This window comes from Xanthomonas sp. D-99 (assembly GCF_017746145.1).
In the GTDB taxonomy this organism is placed as follows: Bacteria; Pseudomonadota; Gammaproteobacteria; order Xanthomonadales; family Xanthomonadaceae; genus Xanthomonas; species Xanthomonas cissicola.
Genome location: NZ_JAGHWU010000009.1, coordinates 1 through 19,170, shown reverse-complemented (window position 1 = coordinate 19,170; position 19,170 = coordinate 1). Strand labels below are relative to the sequence as shown.

At 65.4% G+C, this 19,170-nt stretch carries 14 protein-coding genes, 1 pseudogene and 1 riboswitch; of the genes and pseudogenes, 6 read left to right on the top strand and 9 right to left on the bottom strand.

Annotated features, from left to right (window positions below):
* From J7360_RS04455 to J7360_RS04440, 4 genes are all read right to left on the bottom strand, one after another.
* Positions 1 to 1,956 carry an AsmA family protein gene (locus tag J7360_RS04455; RefSeq protein ID WP_081027560.1) on the bottom strand — a complete coding sequence of 652 codons (1,956 nt, stop codon included), beginning with the start codon at positions 1,954 to 1,956 and terminating at the stop codon, positions 1 to 3.
* A 58-nt stretch (positions 1,957 to 2,014) separates the two neighbouring features.
* The gene (locus J7360_RS04450) at positions 2,015 to 2,659 is read right to left on the bottom strand and encodes a hemolysin III family protein (RefSeq protein ID WP_003482378.1); all 645 of its coding nucleotides are present in this window, start codon (positions 2,657 to 2,659) and stop codon (positions 2,015 to 2,017) included.
* A 75-nt stretch (positions 2,660 to 2,734) separates the two neighbouring features.
* Positions 2,735 to 4,339, bottom strand: a complete 1,605-nt coding sequence (locus J7360_RS04445) for a peptide chain release factor 3 (protein ID WP_057660182.1) — start codon at positions 4,337 to 4,339, stop codon at positions 2,735 to 2,737.
* Positions 4,340 to 4,478: 139 nt separating this feature from the next.
* The gene (locus tag J7360_RS04440) at positions 4,479 to 5,384 is read right to left on the bottom strand and encodes a M23 family metallopeptidase (protein ID WP_057660185.1); all 906 of its coding nucleotides are present in this window, start codon (positions 5,382 to 5,384) and stop codon (positions 4,479 to 4,481) included.
* Positions 5,385 to 5,511: 127 nt separating this feature from the next.
* A riboswitch (SAM riboswitch) is annotated at positions 5,512 to 5,632 on the top strand.
* 70 nt (positions 5,633 to 5,702) lie between these two features.
* On the opposite strand from J7360_RS04440, the gene J7360_RS04435 reads away from it, so the two are divergent.
* The 3 genes from J7360_RS04435 to J7360_RS04425 are packed head-to-tail and all read left to right on the top strand — an operon-like array spanning position 5,703 to position 9,033.
* The gene (locus J7360_RS04435; RefSeq protein ID WP_209033337.1) at positions 5,703 to 6,734 is read left to right on the top strand and encodes a homoserine O-succinyltransferase; all 1,032 of its coding nucleotides are present in this window, start codon (positions 5,703 to 5,705) and stop codon (positions 6,732 to 6,734) included.
* Positions 6,731 to 7,948 (top strand): O-succinylhomoserine (thiol)-lyase, encoded by a 1,218-nt coding sequence (locus tag J7360_RS04430; protein WP_022558790.1) that lies wholly within the window; start codon positions 6,731 to 6,733, stop codon positions 7,946 to 7,948. The genes J7360_RS04435 and J7360_RS04430 overlap by 4 nt, the downstream gene beginning before the upstream one ends.
* On the top strand, positions 7,945 to 9,033 hold the full coding sequence (locus J7360_RS04425) for a homoserine dehydrogenase (protein ID WP_209033335.1): 1,089 nt from the start codon (positions 7,945 to 7,947) through the stop codon (positions 9,031 to 9,033). The genes J7360_RS04430 and J7360_RS04425 overlap by 4 nt, the downstream gene beginning before the upstream one ends.
* 331 nt (positions 9,034 to 9,364) lie before the next feature.
* On the opposite strand, the gene J7360_RS04420 is transcribed toward J7360_RS04425, so the two are convergent.
* A complete protein-coding gene (locus J7360_RS04420) occupies positions 9,365 to 10,372 on the bottom strand; it encodes an alpha/beta hydrolase (RefSeq protein WP_057660190.1) in 1,008 nt (335 codons plus the stop codon).
* Positions 10,373 to 10,707: 335 nt separating this feature from the next.
* Positions 10,708 to 12,090 carry an L-serine ammonia-lyase gene (locus tag J7360_RS04415; RefSeq protein WP_057660192.1) on the bottom strand — a complete coding sequence of 461 codons (1,383 nt, stop codon included), beginning with the start codon at positions 12,088 to 12,090 and terminating at the stop codon, positions 10,708 to 10,710.
* An 87-nt stretch (positions 12,091 to 12,177) separates the two neighbouring features.
* Here J7360_RS04415 and J7360_RS04410 point away from each other — a divergent pair, with 87 nt between their 5' ends.
* Positions 12,178 to 12,417, top strand: a complete 240-nt coding sequence (locus tag J7360_RS04410; RefSeq protein WP_022558793.1) for a glutaredoxin family protein — start codon at positions 12,178 to 12,180, stop codon at positions 12,415 to 12,417.
* 189 nt (positions 12,418 to 12,606) lie between these two features.
* Here J7360_RS04410 and J7360_RS04405 read toward each other — a convergent pair whose 3' ends face one another.
* Genes J7360_RS04405 through J7360_RS04395 form a run of 3 tightly spaced genes read right to left on the bottom strand, consistent with a single transcriptional unit; the run spans position 12,607 to position 14,408 of the window.
* Positions 12,607 to 13,176: a YceI family protein gene (locus J7360_RS04405; RefSeq protein ID WP_057660198.1), complete on the bottom strand. Its 570-nt coding sequence runs from the start codon at positions 13,174 to 13,176 to the stop codon at positions 12,607 to 12,609.
* A gap of 9 nt (positions 13,177 to 13,185) precedes the next feature.
* A complete protein-coding gene (locus J7360_RS04400) occupies positions 13,186 to 13,749 on the bottom strand; it encodes a cytochrome b (protein ID WP_057660200.1) in 564 nt (187 codons plus the stop codon).
* The gene (locus tag J7360_RS04395) at positions 13,746 to 14,408 is read right to left on the bottom strand and encodes a YceI family protein (protein WP_057660203.1); all 663 of its coding nucleotides are present in this window, start codon (positions 14,406 to 14,408) and stop codon (positions 13,746 to 13,748) included. The genes J7360_RS04400 and J7360_RS04395 overlap by 4 nt, the downstream gene beginning before the upstream one ends.
* 96 nt (positions 14,409 to 14,504) lie before the next feature.
* Between J7360_RS04395 and J7360_RS04390 the strand changes: the two genes are divergently transcribed.
* On the top strand, positions 14,505 to 18,080 hold the full coding sequence (locus tag J7360_RS04390) for a hybrid sensor histidine kinase/response regulator (protein WP_209033333.1): 3,576 nt from the start codon (positions 14,505 to 14,507) through the stop codon (positions 18,078 to 18,080).
* A 123-nt stretch (positions 18,081 to 18,203) separates the two neighbouring features.
* A pseudogene (locus J7360_RS04385) lies at positions 18,204 to 19,125 on the top strand (ATP-binding protein); the annotation flags it as partial.
* Between the last annotated feature and the right edge of the window lie 45 nt (positions 19,126 to 19,170).

Sequence of the window (19,170 nt, the reverse complement as noted above, 5' to 3'; positions counted from 1 at the left end):
TTACTGCGCGTACTTGCCGCCGCAATCGCTGTCTTTGCCCGGGCCCGGTTCGAAGGTCGCCAGCAGGGCAGCCGGTGGTGCGATGCTGCCGAGTGCGACCGCGATCGCGCCGCGCACGCCTAGCGCCTTGAAGTCGGGGCGGAAGCTCGGGTCCTTGAAAGTGCCGCCGATCCGCAACGGCGAGCGCAGGCTGAGGATGCTGCGATCTTTCGGGCGCGGGCGCAGCAGCAGATCGAGTGTTTCGTTCTTGAGGCTGATGTTGCCTTCGCCGACGATGATGGTGTCGGTGCTGTCGAAAGCCAGTGCCCGCGACTGCATCAGCCCGTCCTGCACGCCGAAGTCGCCGAAGATGCAGCGCACGGGGATCTGGCGATCCTTGGTGAGCAGGTATTTCAGCGATTCGGCGATGTCCAGGCCGGCCAGCTCCATGATCAGGTTGCCGACATGGCCGCGGCCCATGCCGACGCCGATGCTGCCATCGGCGCTGCCGAGCATCGCGGCGATGGAGTTACCGCGGCCACGCAGATCCAGCTCGCCGCCGATCGCCCCCGAGGCCTGCTTGGCGAGCGTGGCATCGGGAAACAGCCGATCCAGACGAATGCCGCGAATGCTGGCCTTCAGTTGGGTGGTGATTATTGCTTTGCGTGCATCCATGCCGATGGTGGAACGAATGTCGCCGCCGGCGACGCCGAAGTTCAATGGATCCAGCTGCAGCAGGCCGTCTTTCAGGGTCAACGAAGCGTCCATGTCGTCCAGAGGCCAGGACGGTGCGTTGATGCGCTGTGCGCGCCAACGCACCTGCGCGTCCATTGCGCGCAATTTGGACAGGTCGTACGGGGTTGTCGGCAGAACGCGCGCGCTGGCGGCAAGCTGCGCGGCCTGCTTTTTCTGCTCGGCGTTTGCCGACTCGTTGGTTCCGGTCTTGGGCGGCGCGCCAACGAAACCGGCCAGGTCGTCGAAATCCAGTCGTTTGGAAGCCAGGTCAGCGCGCAGGAACGGGCGCTTGTTGCGCAGGTCGATTTCTGCAGTGCCGGAAAGATCGCTGTCGCCGGCAGTGCCGGTGAACTTTTCATAGCGCCAGACATCGCCGTCGCGGCGCAAGCGGCCGTCCAGCTTGTAAGGGGGCGTGGATGGCATCGCGACGCCGATCAGCGGATAGAGGTCTTCCATATCCTGGCCGCTGAGCGCCATCTGCAGGTCGAACACCCGGAACTGGAATGGATTGGTCAACGTGCCGCGCACATGCGTCCGCGTGGCGCCGGCGCTGCCGCGCAGATCGATGCGGAAAGGATGTTCGCTTTGGCTCAATTCCAGCGGTGAGGCAGTATTGCCCTTGAGCGAGAATGGATAGCCTTTCCAGCGGCCCTTACCGTCGATGCCGATCGGTGCGGCGCGCTGGTCGCTGCTGGGCGGTGCCAGGCTGTTGATGGCCACATCCACATCCGAGCGGCTGGCATCGTCGATATATTGCAGCCGCCCGTTGGTAACCAACAGGCGGCCCAGGCGCGGCATGCTGCCGTCGCCATCGCTCTGGTCGAAGACCCAGTTACCCGGATGGCTATCGTTGCCGGCTTCCAGCAACAGCGTGGGGTGCTCCAGCCGGATCTCCGGCAGCCGCAGCTTGCCGCGCAGCAGTGGCCAGAATTCGACATCGATCTCTGCCGCGTGCAGTTCTGCCATTGCGCCGCGCTTGGACCACGATGCATTGCCCAGGCTCAATCGCTCGCCACGCACCGTGGTGATGCGGCCCAGATCGACATCCAGATGACCCAGATGAAATTCGCGCCCGGTCTTCGCACTGACTGCGCGTTCGACCGGCCCGCGTAACCAGTTCCAGTCGAACAGCAGCACGAAGATCGCCACGAGCGCAGCAACGATGCCGAGCCCGATCCACCAGCGGCGATGGCGCGATACGCGGGCGGGCGAAGGAGCGGGGGAGGAGGGCACGTTGTTCACGTGCGCAATGGTTGGCGATGGCTCGTGCACGGCGCGCGAACGCGCTGTTGGTCACAGATCACATCACCTGCGCAATCACCGCAACGAAGTGGCAAGCGCTACCGGCGAGCACGAACAGATGCCAGATGGCGTGGAAGTAACGCTGGGTGTCGCGTTGGTAGAAATACGTGCCCAAGGTGTAGAAGAGCCCGCCAGCCAGCAGCCAGCACAGCGACCAGGTGTCGACAGAGCGCAGCAGCGGCTCGATGGCCACGATGATCAGCCAGCCCATCGCCAGATACAGCACCGTCGAGAGCAATCGAAAGCGACCGGTAAAAAACAGTTTGAAGATCACGCCGGCGGCGGCGATCGTCCAGATGGCGGCGAACAATCCCCAGCCCCACGGACCGCGCAGATTGATCAACGTAAACGGTGTGTAGGTGCCGGCGATCAGCAGATAGATCGCGCAATGATCGAGCACCTGCAGGCGCGCCTTGGCGCCCGGATGCGGAATGGCATGGAACAGCGTGGAGGCGACGTAGAGCAGTACCAGGGTGGCACTGAACACGATGGCGGTGGCCAGTTGCCAGCCATCGCCATAGATGGCAGCCAGCGTGATCAGCACCGAACCACCGGCCAGTGCGGCAATCGCCCCCAGGCCGTGCGTGACGGCGCTGGCGATTTCGTCGCGCAGGTCGGTCGAGGGGGAGGCATCTGCATTCATGCCAAAAAGGTACCGCAATTGCGAGCAATTCGCATCGCCAGCGGTGCCGCACGCTTGCTGCAGGTCACGCGCAGGTCAATCGACCGCCTTGACATGCGCATGTTCGCGGGTGGCCGAGAAGCGCACATCCGGCGCGCGTTCCTGTGCCAGCTGCAGATTCACGCGGGTCGGTGCCAGGTACACCAGCTCGCCAGCCGCGTCGATGCCCAGGTTGCCGGCATTTTTCTCGCGGAATTCTTCCAGCTTCTTGGGGTTGTCGCAGTGCACCCAGCGTGCGGTGGTGACGCTCACCGGCTCGAAGATCGCATCCACGCCGTATTCGTCCTTGAGCCGGTACGCGACCACGTCGAACTGCAGTACACCGACCGCGCCCAGGATCAGGTCGTTGCTCATCAACGGGCGGAAGAATTGCGTGGCGCCTTCTTCGGACAGCTGCGCAAGACCCTTCTGCAATTGCTTGAGCTTGAGCGGATCGCGCAGGCGCGCGCGGCGGAACAGTTCCGGCGCGAAGTTGGGAATGCCGGTGAACGACAGCGATTCGCCTTCGGTGAAGGTGTCGCCGATGGAAATGGTGCCGTGGTTGTGGATGCCGATGACATCGCCCGGCCACGCTTCTGCGGCGATCTCGCGATCGGACGCCATGAAGGTCAGTGCGTTGGCCAATTTGACGTCCTTGCCGCTGCGCACATGCAGCGTCTTCATGCCGGCAGTGAACCTGCCAGAGCACACGCGCATGAAGGCCACGCGGTCGCGATGCTGCGGATCCATGTTGGCCTGGATCTTGAAAACGAAGCCGCTCAGTTTGGCTTCGGTCGGCTCCACGCGGCGGCCGGTGGTCTCACGCGTCTGCGGCGGCGGTGCATGTTCGACGAAGAAATCCAGCAACGGTTGCACGCCGAAATTGTTGACACCCGAACCGAAGAACACCGGGGTCTGTTGGCCCGCGCGGTACGCGTCAAGATCGAACGGGTTGCTGGCACCTTGCACCAGTTCCAGCTCCTCGCGCAGCTCGGCCAGCATCTGCTCGCCGATCTTTTCGACCAGGCCGGGCGCATCCAGCGAGGGGAAGATGGTGGAATCCTGACGGGTGAAATTGCGCCCCTGTTCGTACAGATGCACTTCGCCGGAGATCAGGTGCACCACGCCCTTGAGGCGCTGGCCCATGCCGATCGGCCAGGTGACCGGCGCGCACTGGATGCCGAGCACGGTTTCCACTTCGTCCAGCAGATCGATCGGGTTCTTGCCTTCGCGATCGAGCTTGTTGATGAAGGTCATGATGGGGGTGTCGCGCAGCCGGCAGACTTCCATCAGTTTGATGGTGCGTTCTTCCACGCCCTTGGCCACGTCGATGACCATCAGCGCCGAGTCCACTGCGGTGAGCACGCGATAGGTGTCCTCGCCGAAGTCGGCGTGGCCGGGCGTGTCGAGCAGGTTGACGATCTTGCCCTCGTACGGGAACTGCATGACCGAGGAGGTCACCGAGATGCCGCGCTCTTTTTCCAGCGCCATCCAGTCCGAGGCGGCATGGCGTGCGGCCTTGCGGCCCTTCACCGAGCCGGCCATCTGGATCGCGCCGCCGAACAGCAACAGTTTTTCGGTCAGCGTGGTCTTGCCGGCATCGGGGTGGGAAATGATGGCGAAGGTGCGGCGGCGCGCGGCTTCGTTGGAGACTTCGGACATGGGCGGGGCGCGCCCGGTCGGACGCCTGCGGAAACTGAGGAAGCCGACGATTATAGCGGCTTCGCTGGGGCACGCTTTTGCGAAAGGCGCGGGCGCCGTGCGATTCCGGCGGTGGGAGGTCGACCGGGCTGGGTGGCGGTCAAGGCGCCGGCGAGGGAAACTGCAGCTCGCCCTGCGGGCCGAGCATGCGGAACGGCAGCGAGAGCAACTGCATGTCGGCATTGCGCTGGATCGCGAAATGCAGGTGCGGCGCGGTGCTGAAGCCGGTATTGCCTGAGGCGCCAAGCCGCTCGCCGGCGTGCACCGCCTGGCCCGGTCGCACCGCCACGCCATCGGGCGCCAAGTGGGCGTACAGGGCCATGCTGCCGTCGGCATGCAGGACGCGCACCAGATTGCCGCCGCCAGCGGCAGGGTCGTTCGGGGTGCTGTCGACCACATCGCGCCGCACTTCCATGACCACGCCCTCGCGCGCTGCCAGCACCGGCGTGCCCTGCGGCATGGCGAAGTCCACCGCATACCAGTTGGGCGGATCGGTATGGCTGAACTGCCCGCCAAAGCCCTGCGCCACCTGTACCGGCACGTTGTGGAACGGCAATTGATAACGCACCGGCTGCGGGACGGCCCCCGGATTGCCCGGCACCACCTCGAGCGTGAGCCCGAAACCGCCCAGGGTGCGCTGGTTGCTGGCCGGATACAGCCGGGTCACAAGGCGGCGCTCATGGGCGGCCAACTCAAGCGTCAGCGGTAATTGCGGCACGGCGCGGTAATCCTCGCTGGGCGGCGCGCTCAGGCGCAGTTGCGCAGGCCCGGCCAGCGGATTGGTGACCCAGGCCCGGTACACCGGTGCCTGCCACTCCAGTTGCAGCGACGCGCCACTGCCTGAGGCTGCGATCGCGGACGGTGCGCCAGGTGTCTGGGACGAGGGCTTTGCGGCGCCAGGCCAATGCCAACGCTGCTGCGCGTGTACCGCAGGTACCCAGGCCGGCAGCAAAACGCATGCCGCGATCAGGGCGGGCAGGGCGGTGCGGGACACTTGGTAGGGCACGCCATCGACTCGAGCAAGGGAGCGCAAGTATGCGGCCCCGCATCGGCCGCAGTGGTATCGGATGAAAATGTATCTTTCCATCCGCATGAAGAGATTGACATCGCAAAAATCCGGTGGCATCTTAGCCTCACCATCGAGACCGGCGGAGGGACAGGCCCTTTGATGCCGGGGCAGCCAGCGGAGCGCGCAAGCGTCCGCGTTTGGTGCCAAATCCTGCGGGGACCTCCGCGTCCGCCGAAAGATGGTTCGAATCGTGCTTTGCGCACGTCGAACGCGAGCTCCGCGAAGCTCGATGGCCGATCCACCCTGGATACCGCCATGAGCCTCGTGAATACAGCATCGCCGTCTACCAACGATTTCGTTGACACCCCTGCCAGCAGCGACGACGGCATCACTGCCGTGCGTGGCGAACTCGTCATTGCGCTGCCGATGCGCCATGCCGGCATGCGCGAGCTGCGGCTGCGCTATGAACTGATCGGTGCCGCCAATGCGCCGGTGGTGTTCGTGGCCGGCGGGATTTCCGCACACCGCCATCTGGCCGCCAGCGACCTGTTCCCCGAGAAGGGCTGGGTGGATGGGCTGGTGGGCAGTGGCCGCGCGCTGGATCCGGCATCGCGCCGCCTGCTGGCATTCGATTTTCTCGGTGCCGACGGCATCCTGGACGCGCCGATCGATACCGCCGATCAGGCCGATGCGATTGCCGCCTTGCTGGACGCGCTGGGCATCGGGCGCTTGCATGGCTTTGTCGGCTATTCCTACGGTGCATTGGTGGGCTTGCAATTCGCAATTCGCCACGCGGCCCGTGTCGGCACCCTGGTCGCGGTGAGCGGCGCACACCGCGCCCACCCGTACGCCGCGGCCTGGCGTGCCCTGCAGCGTCGCGCGGTGGCGCTGGGCCAGCTGCAGTGCGCGGAGCAGCATGGCCTGGCGCTGGCGCGTCAGTTAGCCATGCTCAGCTACCGCACGCCGGAAGAATTCAGCGAGCGCTTCGATGCGCCCCCGGAAGTGATCAATGGCCGGGTGCGTGTGGCCGCTGAAGACTATCTGGACGCCGCTGGTGCGCAGTACGTGGCGCGCACGCCGGTGAACGCGTATCTGCGCCTGTCCGAATCCATCGACCTGCATCGCATCGACCCCGCGCAGGTGCGCGTGCCTACCGTCGTGGTGGCGGTGGAGGGCGACCGCCTGGTGCCGCTGGCCGACATGGTCAGCCTGGTCGAAGGCCTTGGCCCGCGCGGCAGCCTGCGCGTGTTGCGCTCGCCGTACGGGCACGACGCCTTCCTTAAAGAAATCGATCGCATCGACGCGATCCTCACTACCGCCCTTCGCAGCACCGGAGAAACCCCATGAGCTTTCGTGACCCCACCGACGCCCCCTGTACTGCTGCCACTGCCGCCGTGCGTGCCGGTATCGATCGCGACACCGCCTACGGAGCAGTGACCCCGCCGATCGTGCTGTCGTCGAATTTCTCGTTCGATGGTTTCGGCAACAAGCGCCAGTACGACTACACCCGCAGCGGTAATCCGACCCGCGACCTGTTAGGCGAAGCGCTGGCCGAACTGGAAGGCGGCGCGGGCGGCGTGATCACCTCCACCGGCATGGGTGCGATCAATCTGGTGCTCAATGCGGTACTGCAGCCCGGCGATACGCTGGTGGTGCCGCACGATGCGTACGGCGGCAGCTGGCGCCTGTTCAATGCGTTGGCCAAGAAGGGCCACTTCGCGCTGATCACCGCTGACTTGACCGATCCGCGCTCGCTGGCAGATGCATTGGCGCAGTCGCCCAAACTGGTGCTGATCGAAACCCCGTCCAACCCGCTGCTGCGCATCACCGATCTGCGCTTCGTCATCGAAGCTGCAAAGAAGGTCGGCGCACTGACGGTGGTGGACAACACCTTCCTGTCGCCGGCGTTGCAGAAGCCGCTGGATTTCGGTGCCGATCTGGTCCTGCATTCCACGACCAAGTACATCAACGGCCATAGCGATGTGGTGGGCGGTGCGGTGGTGGCACGCGATGCCCAACTGCATCAGCAACTGGTGTGGTGGGCCAATGCGTTGGGCCTGACCGGCTCGCCGTTCGATGCCTTTCTCACCTTGCGCGGTCTGCGCACGCTGGATGCCCGGCTGCGCGTGCATCAGGAAAACGCCGATGCGATCGCCGCGCTGCTGGATGGGCATGCGGCGGTGAATCAGGTGTATTTCCCGGGTCTGGCCTCGCATCCGGGCCACGCACTGGCCGCGCGTCAGCAGAAGGGCTTCGGGGCGATGATGAGTTTCGAACTGGAAGGCGGCGAAGCGGCCGTGCGTGCGTTCGTCGATGGCTTGCGTTACTTCACCCTGGCCGAATCGTTGGGCGGCGTGGAAAGCCTGATCGCGCATCCGGCCTCGATGACGCACGCGGCAATGACCGCCGAAGCGCGTGCGGCAGCCGGCATTTCCGATGGCTTGCTGCGCTTGTCGATCGGGATCGAGTCGGCCGAAGATCTGCTGGCCGATCTGCGCGCCGGTCTGGCCCGGGCCGAAGCGACCCTGACTAACGCCAGCCGCAAACAGGTCGACGCGTGAGCAATGTCCTGCCCGTTTCGCGCCGCTCTCCGGTCGCTGCAGTGACGCCTACGCCGCGGCTGGCCTTGCTGGGGACCGGCACCGTGGGGCGCGCGTTCGTGACGCGCTACACCGCGCTGCAGCAGCGCCAACTGCGCTTGCCGCGCTTCGATTGGCTGGCCAATTCGCGTGTTGCGCAGGATTGTGGCGTCAGCGCCGAGCAGGCCCTGCAGCACGCCAATGCGGCGCCGCGCGGGAAGACGGTCTTGCAGCCGTGGGCAGAAACCACCGCGCTGCGTGCCGGGGATGTGCTGGTGGATGCGACTGCCAGCGATGTCGTGGCCGATTGGCATGTCGAATGGTTGCAGCGCGGCGTGCATGTGGTTACCGCCAACAAACTGGGCCAGGGCACCGCGTTGGCGCGTGCACAGGCGCTGCACGCGGCCCGCCATGCCAGTGGCGCGTATTACGGCGATAGCGCCACTGTGGGCGCGGGACTGCCGGTGCTGAGCAGCGTGCGCGCCTTGGTCGCCGGTGGGGACCGCATTCATTCGATCGAAGGCGTGTTGTCCGGATCGTTGGCGTGGCTGTTTCACCGTTACGACGGCAGTGGCGCGTTTTCCACCTGCGTGCGCGAAGCGATGGTGGCTGGTTATACCGAGCCGGATCCACGCATCGATCTCTCTGGCGAGGATGTGCGGCGCAAGCTGCTGATCCTGGCGCGTGCCGCGGGATGGCAGCTGGAGGCCGAGCAGGTGCATGTGGAATCGCTGGTGCCTGACACTATTACCAAGCTGCCGCTTGCTGAGCTGGATGCGCAGTTGGGCGCGCTGGATACGGTGGTGGGGGCGCGTTGGCAACAGGCGCGTGCGGCAGGACGTTGCCTGCGCTTTGTCGGCCGCGTGGACGCGCATGGAGCGAGCGTGGGCGTGCGCGAATTGGCACAGGATCACCCGTTGGCAGGCGGTGCCGGGACCGATAATCGGGTGGCGATCAGCAGCGACCGCTATCGTGCGCAGCCGCTGCTGATCCAGGGGCCGGGCGCCGGGGCCGAGGTGACTGCAGCGGCGCTGCTGGATGATGTGCTGCGGATAGTGGCCGGCTGATGACGCGACCGAGCTGACTCCGGTGCGTTGCCGCGCGCCTAGCGGCGGTGCGGATGCGTGTGCGCGATCGACGCTGCGCGTGCCGACGCGTTGGAGCCTCGGATGTGCGGGCTGCAGGCGCCCGATCGCTCGATCCAGGCGTGGTTGCAAGATGACCGGATGTCGGATGGGTGCATGATGGATGAAAGTTGGCGCGCGGGTTTCCAGCTGCCGGCACGTTGACTGCCGGGCAGGCGCCATCTACCCATCGTTGCTGGCTGCAGCCGGCTTCGACCCGCCGCGGTGAAGATGAGAGGGCGACCAACCGTTGCCCGCTCATCCACCCACAGCATTACTGCGCAATGGCCTTCAACAGCGCGGCATTGAAACGCGCCGGGTCCTGCACCTGCGGCGAATGGCCCAGGTCGGCAAACTCGATCAGTTTGGCATTCGGAATCGCGGCCGCCGCGCGCTTGCCCAGCCTGGTGTAATCGCCCACGCGTGCCTTGACCTCGGGCGGTGCGGCGTCCTTGCCGATGGCGGTGCGGTCCTTGAGGCCGATGAACAGCGTGGTCGGCACCGCAAGTTTGGGCAGCTCGTAGACCACCGGCTGGTTGAAGACCATGTCGTAGGTCAGCGCCTGATTCCACGCCACGGCCTGCTTGCCCTTGCCCAGCGACATGCCGGCCTGCATGCGCGCCCAGCGTTCGAATTCCGGCTTCCATTGACCGGCGTAGTACACGTCCATCTGGTACGTCTTGATCCGTTCGAAGCTGGTCTTCAATTCGTTCTCGTACCACGCATCCACGCTGCGCCAGGGGATGCCTTCGGCCTTCCAGTCTTCCAGCCCGATGGGGTCCACCAGCGCCAGATGCTCGGTGGCTTGCGGGTACATCAGCGCATAGCGAATGGCCAGCATGCCGCCCATCGAATGGCCGACCACCACTGCACGTTGGATGCCAAGGGTCTTCAACAACGCATGCGTATTGTCTGCCAGTTGCGCGAACGAAAATTGATAGGCGGCCGGCTTGCTGGATTTGCAGAAACCGATCTGGTCTGGAGCGATGACGCGGTAGCCGGCCTTGCTTAGCGCTGCGATGCTGTCTTCCCAGGTGGCGGCGCAGAAGTTCTTGCCATGCAAGAGCACCGCAGTGTGGCCATTGGGCGTGCCGGTTGGCGCAACATCCAGGTAGGCCATTTCCAGCGGCTGCTGTTGCGAGGTGAATGCATAAGTCTTGACTGGATGTGGGTAGTCGAAGCCTTCCAGGCGCGGGCCATAACTGGCGTCCTGCGCCAGTAGCGGACTACTGGCCAGGGCGAGCATGAGGGTGCAAACGCGCTTTCGCATCGTGATCTCCATCCAAATCCAGGCTCTGACGGTACAGCGGCGGATGTGGTGGGAACGTACAGCCGGGTGACGGTTGGCGGGCGCTGCGGGCGCGTTGCTGATGATGGCTGGCGACCAGGCTCCAATGCGTGCGCCGACGTCTGGTTGCCCTCATCCGCGCTTGGCGCACCTTCTCCCGCGTGCGGGAGAAGGGCAGAGCGTTTCCCGCGGCTGGTGCGTTCCCTCATCGGCATTCGCCCATCTTCTCCCGTGTGCACGAGAACGGCAGTGCAAGGGCATGCATCTGTGCAGCGGGTTTTTTCGTCGCTGCGCGCGCTGGGTTGATCAGCACCCCGCCTACGATTGGCTCAGCATTCGATGACGTTCACCGCCAGGCCGCCGCGGCTGGTTTCCTTGTACTTGTCCTGCATGTCGCGACCGGTGTCGCGCATGGTCTTGATGACCTTGTCCAGCGAGACCTTGTGCTTGCCGTCGCCGCGCATGGCCATGCGGCTGGCGTTGATGGCTTTCACCGCGCCCATGGCGTTGCGTTCGATGCACGGAATCTGTACCAGCCCGCCGATCGGGTCGCAGGTCAGGCCGAGGTTGTGCTCCATGCCGATTTCCGCGGCGTTTTCGATCTGCCCAGGGTTACCGCCGAGTGCGGCAACCAGGCCGCCGGCGGCCATCGAACAGGCCACGCCCACTTCGCCCTGGCAGCCGACTTCGGCGCCGGAAATCGAGGCGTTTTCCTTGTAGAGAATGCCGATGGCGGCAGCGGTGAGCAGGAAGTCGAAGATGCGTTGCTCGGAGGCGCCCGCGCAGAAACGGTCGAAATAATGCAGCACCGCCGGAATGATGCCGGCCGCGCCATTGGTCGGCGCGGTGACCACCCGGCCGCCGGCGGCGTTTTCTTCGTTGACTGCCAGGGCGTACAGGTTGACCCAATCCAGCGTGGTCAACGGGTCGCGCATGGCCGCTTCCGGTTTGGAGGAGAGTTCGCGATACAGCGCAGGTGCGCGGCGGGAGACATTCAGGCCGCCCGGTAGCGTGCCTTCTTCGCGGATGCCGCGCGTCACGCAGGACTGCATCGCATTCCATAGTTCGCGCAGGCCAGCACGGATCTCGTCTTCGCTGCGCCAGCTCTTCTCGTTTTCGAACATGAGTGCGGCAATGCTCAGGCCGCTGCGCGCGCACTGCGCCAGCAGTTCGTCGCCGCTGAGGAACGGGTAGGGCAGCGGCGTTTCGTCGGCCACGATGCGATCGTCGGCAGCGTCGTCCTGATTGACGACAAAGCCGCCACCGACCGAATAGTAATCGCGTGTGGCGATGACCGCGTCATCGGCGTCATAGGCCGTAAAGCGCATGCCGTTGGTGTGGTATGGCAGCTTCTGCCGCTTGTTCATCGGCAGGTCGCGCTTTTCGTCGAAGACGATGGCGTGCTGGCCCATCAAGGCGATGCGCTTGCTGGCGCGAATGCGCTCCAGCGTGGCAGGGATGATGTCCGGGTCGATCAGGTTGGGGCGATGGCCCTCCAGCCCCAGCAGCACGGCTTTGTCGGTGCCATGACCGCGGCCGGTCAGGGCGAGCGAACCGAACACTTCGGCGCGGATGCGCACCACATCCTGTAGGCGCCCGGCATCGAGCAGCCAGCGGTGCACGAAGCGCTCGGCGGCGCGCATCGGCCCCACGGTGTGGGAGGAACTCGGGCCGATACCGATCTTGAACAGGTCGAACGTGCTGACAGCCATGCGTGCCGAAGAGGTGAGCGTAAAGGCGGCTATTCTAGTCGTTCGGCGGTTGCGGCACGGCTGCAGCGCAGCATGAGATCCCGGCGGATGCCCCTGACCCTGTACCAGCGCGACGATTGCCACCTGTGCGACCAGGCCGTGGAAGTGCTGGCGCAGGCGCGTGCGGGCGATTTCGACAGCGTGTTTATCGACGACGACGCGGCGCTTGAGGCCGTTTACGGCGCGCGCGTGCCGGTGCTGCGCGATGCGCGTGGGCGCGAGCTGGAGTGGCCATTCGATCGCGTGCGCTTACGCGCGTGGCTGGACGAGGACGTCGCCGAGCGGTAGGGGCGGCACGACAGCGCGCCGACGCCGCGATCTGTAGCGCAGCCGATCAAGGGACGGGGGGCGCACACCGGCCACGTCCTGAAGGTGAGCATCAACGCTCGCTATCCCACGCCATGTGGGCATAAAAAAGCGGCGGACCCGACGAGTAGTCCGCCGCTCAGTGGCTGCGTCCGGTTGCAGCCTGTGGCGTTACTTCGCCTTCAACACGACCTTGGTGCTGATCGCGGTTTCGTTGGGAATGGTCTTGGTGTCGGCCCAGTCGCCGCCGCCCACGCCAAAGTCCAGCCGCTTGACGACGGCCTTGCCGACCAGCACCGGCTGCGCGCCGGGCGTCCAGGTAAAGGTCAGCGTCACCGGCTTGCTGACACCGCGCAGTTCCAAGGTGCCATCGGCGGCGTATTGGTTGCCGCCCAGGGCGCGGAACTTGTCGGCGCGGTAGCGCGCAGTGGCGAACTTGGCGACGTTGAAGAAATCCGGACCCTGCAGGGTGGAATCGCGGTCGTTGTTGCCGCTGACCGCGCTGGCCAGCGGGATGCGCACGTCGAGCTTGGCCCCGGCAAGGTTGGCCGGATCGAAACTCAGCATGGTGTCGAAGCCGGGGAACTTGCCGGTGAACACTTCGCCGTCGTACTTGCTGGCAAATACCAGGCTAGAGCCCGGCGCCTGCACGTAATCGGCGGCCAGCACCGGTGCGGCGGCGAACGTGGCAACCAGCGAGGCCGCGACCAGCAGCGGAGAGACAAACAACTTGGACGACATGGGAAATCCTTATGGTTTGGGAGCCAGCCAGCCACGCGGCAACATCCGCGCCAGCGTGGCGTCGCGCTGGAACAGGTGGTGGTAAAACGCAGCGCCGGCATGCGCCAGCACCACGGCAATCAGCAACCAGAAACCCCATTCGTGGATGAAGTGCGCAATGGCGCGCAGTTGTTCGTCCGGGGGGCTGAGCTTGGGCACATTGAACAGGCCGAACCAGCGGAACGGCCGCAGACCGCTGGTGGAGTCGTACAACCAGCCCGACAGCGGCATGGCGAAGATCATGGCGTACAGCAGCCAGTGGGTGAACCCGGCGATGCGCTCCTGCCAGCGCGGTGTACCGGCCACCGGAGGCGGTGCGCCGGCATAGATGCGCCAGCCAAGCCGCACGATCACCAAGGCCAGGACGGTCAGTCCCACCGACTTGTGCGCGGTGTACACCCAGAAGTACTTCGGCGTCTTGGGCAGTTCGCCCATGGTCAGGCCGACGATACCCAATACCAGGATCAGCAGTGCGATCAACCAGTGCAGGGTCTGGCTCACACCGCCCCAGCGTTCGACGTTCTTCATGCTCATGTGCCCGATTCCTGGTTGGCGGCGGAGCCCGGCGGCGTGGGTGCGGCTTGCGGCTCGGGCGTCTGGTCGTCGGCGCGGCCTTCGCGCACGGCTTCGGCTTCGATGCGCAACTCCACGCTGTCGCCGATCATCGATTTCCATGCGTCGATCCCGAACTCCGCGCGGCTCAGCGTGGCGGTGGCGGAGAAACCGGCGGTGCGGCGGAACGGCGGCAGCGGGTGACGTTTGAGCGCGTTGAGGGTGACCTCCAGGGTGACCGGGCGGGTGACCCCGTGCAGGGTGAGGTTACCGGTGACCTTGGCGTGGTTTTCGCCGCTGGCCTCGACGTGCGTGGAGACGAAATGCGCGTCGGGAAAGCGCTCGGCGTCGAGTAGGTTGCGTGCCAGGGTGGCCTGATTCCACTTGGCATCGCCCAGGTCTGCGCGGTGCAGCGGCACGGTGACATCCAGCCGGGCGGCGGCCCAGTCGTCCGGGTCGAAGACCAGGGTGCCGCTACTTCCGGAAACGGTGCCCAATGCCTTGGAAAAGCCGGCATGTTCCACCGCAAACAGTACCCGGGTATGCACCGGATCCAGCGCGTACCGCGCTGGCGCAGCGGTGGCGGCGAGGCTGGTTGCTACCAGGGCAGAGGACACCAGCAGGCGGGCGAGGATTGTCATGGGCGGATTCTAGACATATCCCGGCAATGCGCGCTTGGCTTGCGCTCGCAACGATCCGTTGCGAGCATGCCGGCTGGACGAGGAAAGGATTCCCCCATGCGTGTACTCATCGTGGTGCTGGCCGTGCTGTTGGCGATCTGGCCGTGCGCGGCAACGATTCCGGAAGTGCCACGCTTTCGGATCGTGGGACCCAGCGAAGGTTTGCCTTCGACGATGGTGGTTGCCATCAGCCAGGATCGCGCCGGCTATTTATGGCTTGGAACGCTCGACGGTCTGGTGCGTTACGACGGCGCGGGATTCAGGACCTGGCGCCACGATCCGGCCGACCCTGGATCGTTGCCCTGCAACGCGGTGCAGGCACTGCACATCGATGCGCTGGACCGGGTCTGGGTCGGCTGCGGCAAGACGTTGAGCGTCCTGGATGCCGCCCGCGGGCGCTTTCGTCACTATCGCGCTGCAGACTATCCATTGTTGAAGGATGGCGAGATCTTCAGCATCGCCGCATTCGATGGCGGCATCTGGGCCGGTACCACCACCGGTGCGCTGGTGCGCATCGATGCCAGCGGAGGGATGTCGTCGGTGGATCTGGGCGGGATCGAAGGCGCGCTGGATCAAGCCATGGTCATGAACCTGGCGGTGGACAACCGGCACCGTCTGTGGATCGGTACCAGCAATGGCCTGGCCTATTACGACGGCAAGCAACTGCATCGCCAATACATCGCGGACGAGCCAAACCGGCAATCGTCCATTTTCGGTCTGCAGTGGACCGGGGACCGTCTATGGCTGGGAAGCGAATCGGGATTGCACGTGCTGCGCGCCGACGGTCACTGGCAGCCGCTTGCCTGGTCGACGATGTTCGGCAACGGCAATGAATTCTGGGGCGCGGTCGCGACGCCGGATGGCGAATTCTGGCTGGGCAGCGGACGTGGCCTGTGGCGCACGCGCGGAGAGCGTCCACCGGTGCCCGCCCTGAGCGGCGAGGGGCCGTTGTCGCGTCGTAACGTGGTCGGCTTGATGGGGGCGGCCGATGGCGGGCTGTGGGTGCCCATGCATGGCACCGGGCTGGGGTATCTGCCAGCCGACTGGAAACGCAGTGCCGTACTCAAGCCCGCGGTGCCGATGGGCGATGCGATTTATTGCAACCTGGCGCCTGCCAGGCGCTCAGGGGGCTTATGGCAGGTCGATGCGCAGGGGCGTCTGTTGCGCGTGGATCCGAGCACCGGCGATTCGTTCCAGACAGGCCTGCAGTCGCCGCAGCTCAAAGGGATGGAGTTGGTGTCGGCGTTGGAGGATCGCCTGCAACGGGTGTGGCTGGGGAATCTGACCTTTGGCCTTTCGCGGATGGATCTGCGTACCGGGGACTTCGTGCACTGGCCGTCCGACGGGCCCGAGCCGTCGTCGGCGTTGTCGGCGCCGGAATGGATCATGGAGCATGGCGACACCGTCTGGATGGCCTTCATCGACATGGTGCAGCAGCGCGACCTGCGCACCGGCAAGGTCCTGCAGCGGATGACCCAACAAGACCTGCATGGCCTACGCGCGATCGATATCCAACAGCTGGACCAGGGCCCCGACGGACGCGTCTGGGTGGCCGGCGAGGGCGGCATGTTCGCATGGGACGACGCGACAGGCCGCTTCGTGCCGGTGGCAGGGCTTGAAGGAACGCCGATCCAGGCATTTGCCAACCAGTCTGCGGACACACTTTGGGTGTATCGCGCCTCCGGCGCAGAGCAGTGGCAAAAGCGTGCAGCCGGCTGGAAGCGCATCCGTCAGGTCGGCGAAGCGGATGGACTGAACGGGTTCGATGCCTCTGCCATGCAGATCGACCCGCGTGGCCGTGTCTGGATTTCCAGTCTGCGTGGGCTTTGGCGGATCGACCCCTCGGTGCATCCGGCGCGGGTCCGCAATATCGGCACGCGCGATGGCCTCACCAGTCAGGAGTTCATCCAGCATTGCCTGTTGATGTCGGGCGGCACCTTGATCGGAGCGACCAGCGACGGCTCTACCGTGCTGCTGGATACCGCAATGCCGGACGTTGCACCGTTCGTGCCGGCACTGCAGTTGGAACATGTCAGCGTGCTGCGCAATGGCGCACGCATCGCCTTGCCCATGGACCGCCCGTTCCAGCTGGCTCCTGAGGACCGCCAGCTGCAGATCGTCAGCCGCTTGCTGTCGTACAGCGACCCGCTTTCCAATCGGTATCGCAGCTTCCTGAAAGGCTTCGATACGGACTGGCAGACCATCGGCAACACCGGCATCCGCGAATTCGCCAGCCTGCCTGCCGGCAACTATGAGCTCGCGCTGCAGGGCATCGACCCGCTGGGCAATCGCTCGCAGGTGCGTTCGCTGCAATTTTCGGTCAGGCCGCCCTGGTGGCGTAGCGAGATCGGGATGGCATTGATCTGTTTTTCCGGATTGCTGTTGAGCGCCTTGCTGGCCGCCGCCTATCGCCGACGTATCCGCATGCGCGCGCAGTGGCAGCTGGCGCAGCACAAGCGCGAGTTGGCCGAGCAGGCGTCGCTGGCCAAGACGCGCTTTCTGGCAACGTTGGGTCATGAGGTGCGCACGCCGATGACCGGTGTGCTGGGCATGAGCGAGTTGCTGCTGCAGACCCCACTGGATGGCCGTCAGCAAGGCTATGCAAGCGCGATCCAGCTGGCCGGCAAGCATCTGCTGCGTCTGGTCAACGATGCACTGGATCTGGCCCGGATCGAAGCGGGAAAATTGCCGCTGGATTATCGCGATTTCGACCTGCGCCAGTTGGTCGGGCAGGTGGTGGAACTGGTGCGCCCGAGTGCCGAGCAGAAGCAGCTGGCCTTCCATTGCGAGATCGACGATGCATTGCCGCCGGCATTGCATGGCGATGCCAGCCGCGTGCAGCAGATCCTGCTGAATCTGCTGTTCAATGCTGTGAAGTTCACCGAGCGCGGTAGCGTGCACCTGCGCGTCACCACGTTGCCGCAGCACACCCGGCAGGGTCTGCGTGTGGAGGTACGCGATACCGGGCCGGGCATGAGCGCCGAGCAGCGCGGACGACTATTCCAGCGGTTTGAACAGGCCGAAGGCGCGCTCACGCTGGCACGGCACGGCGGCAGTGGGCTGGGGCTGGCGATCTGCCGCGAACTTGCGGCGGCGATGGGCGGCGCGGTGACGGTCGCCAGTGAGTTGGGGCAGGGCGCCTGTTTTGTGGTCGAGCTGCCGTTGCACTGGGTGTCCACGTTGCCTGCGGTCACGCCGCCTGCAGTGCGCGCTCCGCCGATGCGTGAGCAAGCGCCGTTGCAATTGCTGCTGGTCGAGGACGATGAGACCGTGGCGCAGGTGATCGTGGGCCTGTTGCAGACGCGTGGGCATCACGTCACGCATGCGTTGCATGGTCTTGCCGCGCTGGCAGAGGTAAGCACGCGCAGTTTCGATGCGGGATTGTGCGATCTGGATCTGCCCGGCCTCGACGGCGCGGCGCTGGTGGCGCAGTTGCGCGCGCGCGGCGTGCACTTCCCGATCGTGGCAGTGACCGCACGTGCCGACACTGACGCCGAACCGCAGGCGATGGCCGCCGGCTGCAATGGCTTTCTGCGCAAACCGGTCACAGGCGAACTGCTGGCACAGGCATTGGCGCGGGTACTTGCCGATGTCGATGATGGCCAGCGCGATGACGAGGCCGGCGACGCCTAGGTGAGGTGCAAGCCAGACCAGTACGCGACAGAACCTGGGTATCTGGGCCTGGCGAAAGCGCCTGCGGCGTCAGCAGGAGTGGGGCTGGCACGGCAACGGCAACAGCTTACCGAGCAGGCAGCCTTCGATCCCGCACAGCTCCCCCGGGAGCTGGCTGATTTCATGCACCCCCGTCGCTGACGCGCGCGGCCTGCGCTTCGAGTACCGCAATCAGCTCCCCACGCATGTGGTGGTCGTGGGCGATGCGACGCGGGTGCGTCAGATCCTGATCAACCTGCTGGGCAATGCGATCAAGTTTGCCGACCGCGGCGAGGTGTCGCTCACCGTCAGCCAGCATGGAGATGCCCTGCGCTTCACGGTGCGCGAGGGGGCCTGGCATCGGGCCGGAACAGCAGAAGCGATTGTTCCAGCGCTTCGAACAAGGCGAGGCTGCGCGCACCAGTTCGCGCGACGGCGGCAGCGGGCTTGGGCTGGCGATCTGCCAGGAACTCACCGTGGCGATGAAAGGCCGAATCCGCGTGGGCAGCCGGCTTGGCGTCGGCACCCGGTTCACCGTGGATCTGCCCTGCCGATCGACCGCTCCGGCACGCACATCGCTGCCGGTCAGGTCCAGCTGCTTGCAGGCGAGCCGCTGCGCATCCTGCTGGTGGAAGACGACCCTGCCGTGGCCGAGGTGATCAGCGGCTTGTCGACCAACCGAGGTCACCGTGTGGTGCATGCCGTGCATGGGCTGGCTGCATTGTCGGAAACGGTGGATGGCCGGTTCGACATCGCGCTGCTGGATCTTGATCTCCCCGGGCGGGACGGCTTCGCCCTGGCATTGCAGCTGCGTCAGCTTGGCCATCGCTTCGCGCTGCCGGCGGTCACGGCACAGGCTGACAGCCCTGCGCAGACCCAGACGAAGGCCGCAGGCTTCGACGGATTCCCGCGCAAACCGGTCACTGCCGATCTGCTGGTGGAAGCGATTACGGCTGCGTGCGACGTTGTGAGTTCATGCGCGGCGGTCGCAGATGGCACCGCATCGGCCGACTTAAGGAAGGTCTGAACAACGAGACCTGACAGGGCGGAAGGTGGCGTCGTTCCGAAGAGT

Coding starts and splice junctions, on each gene's coding strand:
- J7360_RS04450 (WP_003482378.1), bottom strand. CDS start 2,659: ATGAATGCAGATGCCTCCCCCTCGACCGACCTGCGCGACGAAATCGCC.
- J7360_RS04445 (WP_057660182.1), bottom strand. CDS start 4,339: ATGTCCGAAGTCTCCAACGAAGCCGCGCGCCGCCGCACCTTCGCCATC.
- J7360_RS04435 (WP_209033337.1), top strand. CDS start 5,703: ATGAGCCTCGTGAATACAGCATCGCCGTCTACCAACGATTTCGTTGAC.
- J7360_RS04430 (WP_022558790.1), top strand. CDS start 6,731: ATGAGCTTTCGTGACCCCACCGACGCCCCCTGTACTGCTGCCACTGCC.
- J7360_RS04420 (WP_057660190.1), bottom strand. CDS start 10,372: ATGGAGATCACGATGCGAAAGCGCGTTTGCACCCTCATGCTCGCCCTG.
- J7360_RS04415 (WP_057660192.1), bottom strand. CDS start 12,090: ATGGCTGTCAGCACGTTCGACCTGTTCAAGATCGGTATCGGCCCGAGT.
- J7360_RS04410 (WP_022558793.1), top strand. CDS start 12,178: ATGCCCCTGACCCTGTACCAGCGCGACGATTGCCACCTGTGCGACCAG.
- J7360_RS04405 (WP_057660198.1), bottom strand. CDS start 13,176: ATGTCGTCCAAGTTGTTTGTCTCTCCGCTGCTGGTCGCGGCCTCGCTG.
- J7360_RS04400 (WP_057660200.1), bottom strand. CDS start 13,749: ATGAGCATGAAGAACGTCGAACGCTGGGGCGGTGTGAGCCAGACCCTG.
- J7360_RS04395 (WP_057660203.1), bottom strand. CDS start 14,408: ATGACAATCCTCGCCCGCCTGCTGGTGTCCTCTGCCCTGGTAGCAACC.
- J7360_RS04390 (WP_209033333.1), top strand. CDS start 14,505: ATGCGTGTACTCATCGTGGTGCTGGCCGTGCTGTTGGCGATCTGGCCG.